Genomic DNA, 7554 nt, shown 5'->3' with positions numbered 1-7554 from the left:
GTTTTATATAATATTAATATTTTTAATTAAAAGCTGCCACTATACCTTTGGCAATCTGTATACCCATCTTCTTCTGTGCATCCTTATATTTCAACTGGTTTACATCCCTTGAACTTGACATAAATCCACCCTCTACAAGAATAGCAGGAGCATTTGTGTTTGATATAACATAAAGGTGAGTACCGTCTTTCACACCTCTGTTTCTAAGATTGAAGTTATTTAGTATATTATTCAATATCTTATTGGCTACACTATTTGCGAATTGACCTTTACCCTTATAGACTTCAACTCCATTACCACTTAGTTCGCCTGTATCAGCATTGACTAAATTTCCGCCCTTGTTGTAGTGTATGCTACAGAATAATACTGCGCCCTCATTATTACTCAAGTCAGCTCTCTCAGGAAGAGTTGGATATGTGTCATCAGTCCTTGTCATAATTACTTTTGCTCCAGCCCTTCTAAGATAATCGGCACAAGCATGGGCTGTAACAAGTGTCCAGTCTTTTTCCTTGTATCCATTTAATCCTACAGCACCTGTATCTCTTCCTCCATGGCCTGGGTCAATTATTATAGTCTTGCCCTTTATACCTCTACTTGGAGTTACCTGAGGTCCTGGTGATGGCTGAGAAGGTCTTGGTGCCGGGCTTGGATTAGAGCTTATTCCAAATAAGGCTCTTTGTAGGCCGCTAGTAACACTATATGAGAAACCTCCACCTACCTGAATAAGGTTAGATGCCCTTATTCCTGATATATATGTATTAGTTGTCCTCTGTATTCTATCTTTCTTTGTTATCAATATTGGAGCATTCTTCATAGCTGCCAATGGACCAGCTGCAACTGTATCTATCATTCCGATATCATCAGATTTGGCTATTAGCATATTAGAAAATGGTCCCTTACCAAAAAACTTGCTTATTATTTTAGCATTAGTATCATGTCTATCTACACCTGAGATTCTATTGGCTTCAGAACCATTAGCTACACTAGAAGATATTCTAGATAGTAATGAAGTATTTATTGATCCAGTACCACCGATATAGTATACATTTGGTGTGTTATTTCTTATAAAATTCATAGCATCAGAATTTAAGACACTAGCATTTGACACCAATACCGGATTTTTAGTCCTACCAGCCTGTGCAGCTATAGAAAGTGCATCTGCAGATCCGTTTTGAATACTTACAACATATGATGTATCAACATCATGGTGTCTTGATATTTCATTGGCAATTTTTGCTGATGTCTGACCAACAGTAGCGCCTGATAACCTTACTGTAGATATACCCATACTCTTAATAGATCTTTCTATATTTGATGACAAGGCTCTAGTATCACCTATTATATATATTTTTCTAGGTCTAAGCCTTTTTATCTCAGTCAAGGTATTCGGGTTAAGCGTCTGATTACTTGAAAGTAATATTGGTGCATTGTAAGTTGTTGCAAGCGGTGTCGCCATAGTACCTGATATTGTACTTGAGCTATTAACTAAAACCACATTTTGAGCACCCCTAGGCCAACCATTCTGACTGATTTTCACAGCAGTTTGATACCTGTTGCTACCTGATAGGCTAGTCATACTTCCAGACTGCTTTTGGTTATCTGAATCAAGCTTAGATTCCGTTTCCAAACCTGTCGAACCTATCTTCTCTAGCCTTCCTTCACTGTCAACATTTACCATCTCTAACTTTATTTCTACACCCTGTGTATCAGAAGTTTTTTCTTCCATATTTACTGAATCTAATTGATTAACAAACTCTGACCTAGATGCATCTGTATCCACTTCATCAGCCAGTGATGTTGGAATCATACTAAATGCTAGAGCAAGTGCAGAAATCGTTGCTAAGACTTTTCTCTTAATCTTTTTTCTCATCATGTCCTCCTACTTATAATCATACCTTATTACCCTAAGGCATATTATAACACATATAGTTACATTCTGTAACCTTTTAGATCTAATTTTTCTATTAATTTTTCTTAAGATTTTCCCAAAATAATAGTGGAGATTGGTTTAACCATTCTCCACTATTATTTTTATTTTAACTTTAAAGTGAATTAATTTACACTTCCTAAATTTTCATCATTTGATGTTCTATTATTTGTTTCTATTTCTTCACTTGTTTTTCCTGTTCCTTGTCCTACTTGGCTAGAATTAGCTGCATTAGGATCATTAGTCTGGCCATTTGTATCTGGTGATTGACTGTCCTGGTTAGGGTTTTGCCCCTCTTGTTCTGTATTTTTCTTCTCTATTATGACTCTACCTTCATCATCCCTCTTGATTCCGTCCTTTGGTAAAAAATCTGTATAGAAGCCACTAACATAGTTATTTCTAAGTGTATTTACAATTTTTTCGTCATTGTATGTAAACATATAAAGACTTATACCCCTATCAAGTAACTTGTTAGTTAATACATTAGAGAATTTAAATTTATTTACAGCGACAATTTTTATACCATGTTCATAAGAGAAGTCAACTATTTTCTGAGCCTTCAATTCCTCCAACCTATATGTAGTAAATATCATAGACTTAAAATTATATATATTCATCAAAGGTCTATACATTTCTTCATAGTAGATCTGAGGTATGACTCTCTTCATTATATCTGGGTCTACTTTCTTTGCAACTCTAACAAGTTCCCTATATGATTTTTCCACAGACTTTATATCATTAGTCTTTAGGTCAACTACCAAGTACATATCTTTATGGGCTTTCATATACTTAGCTACATCCTCAAAATTCATAGTATGGTAAGTTCCCAATATCTTTTTGCTCAAAAACTCCCTTTCACTAGGTTTTTCCTTATTCCAAGAAAGTGGTAAGCCCAGTGATGATAAAGAGCTAGTATCAAATGAATGACACAGGATAAGCTTATCGTCAGAAGAAAGAGAAAAGTCTGCCTCCATCACCCTTATGCCTCTCTTATAAGAATTCTCCATAGCTTCTTTAGAGTTGGTGTAGGTATTTCCACCTATGCCGCCCATTGCGTGTGCAATATACCTATTCTCCTTAACCCACTCATAGTTAAACTTTTTAGGATAATTGTCCATATATACAGTTCCATCACTAGCCTGAACAACATTTACATCCAATACCTTGTATATAAAATCTAGTGGAACATATATTGTATCTTCCATGTATTGGACAATACCGTCCATTTTTAGGATATCCTTGTTCTCTTTAAATCTTACCTCATTAGACCCTCTGGCAAGTTTGTATACATCGTTGTTATAGCTAAACTCAATGCCACCCTTGGACTCAAGCTTGTAACTAGTCTTAGAATTAAAGTTTTTACATAACTCTAGGACAGGTACGTATACAATACCATCCCTAATCTTATAGGGCTTATCCATCTTTGCCTTTTTGTTATTTATTATTAACTTTTCTCTTATTTTAGTGTTCTTAAATTCTGATATCAACTTCCTCTGGTTACTATTATAGAGGAATAGTCGAAACAAACTCAAAATTAGAACAAGGGTAGCTAAAATAATAATAGACATCTTTATCCAGATTTTCGCCCTTTTTCTATCTATATTTTCTAACATATCTCCTCCAAATTATAAACCTAGCTTAATATCAAACCTATGCAATAGGTTACCCAATAATATCCAAATCACGGTAATTATAGCTGCATATACACCTGATGCATAATCACTACCGAATATAGGAAGGATAAAATCTACTGTAAACCAGTTGTTAAAGTGCAGCCAAGTACTAGTGTATATAGATTTTATCGTAATAAGGTTAACCAGCTTATATATTACAGTAGTTATAACTATTACAGCCAGAGAATTAAGTCCCAACCTCTTTACAAGAAGAGTACCAAAGTTTATAGCTAGTATGTCACATATTATATATAGAACAAACATCATAAAATAAAAATATGACGATACCCTGAGTACAAATGTTAGGCTAAGAATATTTCTATTCAAAGGTAACCATATGCCCATAACTTTTGACACTATATAAAATAAGATGGCTATAAATAACATATCTACAAGTTTTCTTGCCTCTAAATTTATCCTATAGTAATTACTAAGAATGGCCTTTATAGACCTAGGATTTATCCATGACTTTATATCATGTAGGACATTTTTTCTACTATATCCTGATTCTTTGACCCAACTGGTCCTCTTATATCTTATGTACCTCTTGTTTTCTACGGGCTTTTTATTCAATATGCAAGCCAGTCCCAAACCTATCAAGCCTAAAGATACACCTGATATACAGACAAGTATTCCTTCTGGGTCTGCCATTGAAACACTTTTAAAAGTTGATAATAGAGCCTTATCCATCACCACAAATATACTACTCTCTCCTGTTTTTAAAGAGTGAGCAAGTCCAATTGCAGTGAATATTATGGACACTATAATTCCCATAGAAATAAATATATAGGTCAATGCATTATTTTTTATCCTCATTTTTAGGAAACCTATATAAAGTAACAAACTCATAATATATACAAAGACCATCATTTGTATGGGACCAGTAAGTCTTACATAGTCATTTGCAGGATAGTATATACAAGAGAAAATCAAGCCTATCAAAAAAACTATTATAGACTTGATAAAGGACATCTTTACAATATGCCTAATGTCTTCATTTTCCTCATAATGTTTCTTCACATAAAATGGTATCGAGCTACCGATTACCAACAAAAACATTGGAACCAATATATCGTTTAAAGTCATGCCATTCCACTTAGAATTTTGAAAAGCATAGCTAATCTGATTTTCTAAGCCTTGATTAATCATAAACATAGATAATATTACTAGAAGTCCCCTCATATAATCTATTGACTGAACCCTCATATACTCATATTTTATATCTAAATCCGCCTTATATTCATAATATGACTTGAGTTTTTCATAATAATTATAAACTATCTTTCTAATCCATGATTCTTCGTCATTATTGGCCATATTTGTTTTTTTTATTTTAATACTCATATGCACCACCCTATCTTAATCCTAGTCTTCCTCGTTATCAAAAGAAAACACAAACTTCAATGTTTCAAGCCTTATCTTTCTGTTCAATTCATTAAACATATGGTAGGCTTCCATAGTATATTCCTTTACAGGGTCCTTTTGGGCTACTGAAACCAATCCAACAGACTGTCTCATCTGGTCCATAAGGTCTATATGGTCTACCCAATAGTTATCCACTACTTCAAGCAAGACTTCTTCTCTTTGTCTTGCAACCTCCTGCTCACCTATCAACATAGCCTTCATATCAAGAACTCTCTCAGCTATAGAATAAACAGTATCAGCAAATTCCTTGCTTGTAAGGGCATTTGCATCTGGTATCAATAGGGTTCCTTCTGGCATAAATTGATTGTACATAGTCCTATAGAACTTAAAGTAGTTTCTTGGTTTTGTATCTATATATTTTGCAACATTCTCATCTATGACTATCCTAGCCATCTGTAGAATTGTCTCCTTAAGATCTACTCCCTTTAGTACGTTGTCTCTTTCACCATATACTACTTTTCTCTGCTTGTCTATAACATTATCATACTTCAAGACGTCTTTTCTCTGCTCAAAGTTCTTACCCTCTATACCCTTTTGGGCATTTTCTATAGCACGAGTCAAGGCCTTGCTTGATATTGCTCCATGTGGGTCTGGCTTCAACTTCTTACCTAGCTTCTTGATTGCAGCTCCACCATATAATTTTATTATCTCGTCTTCTAAGCTTACAAAAAATCTAGATGTACCAGGGTCACCTTGACGTCCTGATCTACCTCTTAACTGGTTATCTATACGCCTAGACTCATGTCTTTCTGTTCCTAATACATATAGGCCTCCAAGTTGTCTGACCTTTTCTTCCATTTCCTTGTCGCCGTTACCAAGCTTGATATCTGTACCCCTACCTGCCATGTTTGTAGCTATAGTGATAGAGTTAAGTGTCCCAGCCTTAGCGACTATTTCTGCCTCTTTCTTATTTTCCTTGGCATTTAAAATCTCGTGGTCAAGCCCTCTTTCTTTTAACATCCTAGATAGGATTTCAGACTTTTCAACTGTAGCTGTACCCACTAGTATTGGCTGACCCTTTTCATGTATCTTAGCTATTTCTTCTACAACTGCTGTAAATTTTTCTTTTTCAGTTGTGTATACCCTATCGTTTAAGTCCCCTCTTATTACAGGCCTATTTGTAGGGATCTGCACAACATTCATATGGTATGTCTGCTCAAATTCATCTTCTTCTGTCTTGGCTGTACCAGTCATTCCAGACATCTTATCATACATCCTAAAGAAATTCTGGTAGGTAACTGTTGCCATAGTCTTGTTATCAGACTGAATAGTCACCTTTTCCTTAGCTTCTAGGGCCTGGTGTAGCCCATCAGAGAACCTTCTACCATCCATTATTCTACCTGTAAACTCATCTACTATAAATACTTCATCGTCCTTGACAACATAGTCATCATCTATATGCATAAGCTTGTGGGCAGCTAGGGCCTGATTGATATGGTGGTAGATGAACATATTATTTACATTTGTGATTGTTCTTATACCAAAGAATTTTTCAGCCTTCTTAAAACCTGACTCAGTAAATGATACTGTGTGCTCTTTTTCATCTAGGTCATAATCTTCTTCTACTAGGGTCCTCACAAAGTCATCTGCCCTATAGTATAGTTCGTTGATTGCCTCTCCCTCACCTGAAATAATAAGTGGAGTCCTTGCCTCATCTATTAAAATTGAGTCAACCTCATCTATAATACAGTAGTTAAGCTCTCTTTGTACCTTCTGTCTAAGATCCTTAACCATATTGTCTCTTAGGTAGTCAAATCCAAACTCTGAATTTGTTCCGTAAGACACGTCACATCTGTACTTTTCCTGCCTAATATTAGGAGTCTGACCTGCTATTATTGTTCCTACTGTCATTCCCAAAAACTCAAATACAGGTCTTACAGTATCTGCATCACGGTCTGCAAGGTAGTCATTTACTGTTATTACATGGACACCCTTTGAACTAAGGGCATTTAAGTAGCAAGGTGCAACCGCAACTAGGGTTTTACCTTCACCTGTCTTCATCTCTGCTATCTTGCCCTGATGAAGTACTATACCACCTATTAGCTGTACCCTATACTGTCTCATACCAAGTACTCTTTTAGTAGCCTCTCTTGCAACAGCAAAAGCCTCTACTAACAAGTCATCCAAGGTCTCACCCTTATCTAATCTATCTCTAAACTCTTTAGTCTTATTTGATAAGTCTAAATCACTAAGAGTCTGTATTTCCGATTCTAGTGCTTCTATTTGATCTACTATTTTATTTAATTTCTTTATTTCAATTTCATCTTGTCTATTCAAGAACGAATCAATTACTGACATAGTAACCCCCTTACTTTCATTTGTTAATAACCACTTTATTATACCACAAAACATAATTAAAATTAAGATGCATGATGATTATAAGCGTCTTTTTAATAATTTATCAAGTATAAAATCCACAAATACTAGTCACTATGAAAATATTGTCCTTTTATATCCAAAAAGTATAAATTTTATTAGACATTTGCTCATTAATATTGTATAATAAAGGTACTTAAAAAATTATGTTCC

4 protein-coding genes are annotated in these 7554 nt (G+C 34.9%); all 4 read right to left on the bottom strand.

The window, feature by feature from the left end; translation table 11 throughout:
• Positions 1–22: 22 nt before the first annotated feature.
• Positions 23–1870 (bottom strand): N-acetylmuramoyl-L-alanine amidase, encoded by a 1848-nt coding sequence (locus tag HMPREF0631_RS01100; RefSeq protein ID WP_002842769.1) that lies wholly within the window; start codon positions 1868–1870, stop codon positions 23–25.
• A gap of 182 nt (positions 1871–2052) precedes the next feature.
• The gene (locus HMPREF0631_RS01095; RefSeq protein ID WP_002842785.1) at positions 2053–3540 is read right to left on the bottom strand and encodes a stalk domain-containing protein; all 1488 of its coding nucleotides are present in this window, start codon (positions 3538–3540) and stop codon (positions 2053–2055) included.
• 12 nt (positions 3541–3552) lie between these two features.
• Positions 3553–4944 (bottom strand): hypothetical protein, encoded by a 1392-nt coding sequence (locus HMPREF0631_RS01090; RefSeq protein ID WP_002842789.1) that lies wholly within the window; start codon positions 4942–4944, stop codon positions 3553–3555.
• A 21-nt stretch (positions 4945–4965) separates the two neighbouring features.
• Positions 4966–7323, bottom strand: coding sequence for a preprotein translocase subunit SecA (secA, locus tag HMPREF0631_RS01085; RefSeq protein WP_002842775.1), 2358 nt, complete (start codon positions 7321–7323; stop codon positions 4966–4968).
• Positions 7324–7554: the final 231 nt, after the last annotated feature.

This window comes from Peptostreptococcus anaerobius 653-L, assembly GCF_000178095.1.
Lineage (GTDB): Bacteria > Bacillota > Clostridia > Peptostreptococcales > Peptostreptococcaceae > Peptostreptococcus > Peptostreptococcus anaerobius.
The sequence above is the reverse complement of the archived record's forward strand: the minus strand, read 5'-3'. Positions and strand labels throughout refer to the sequence as shown.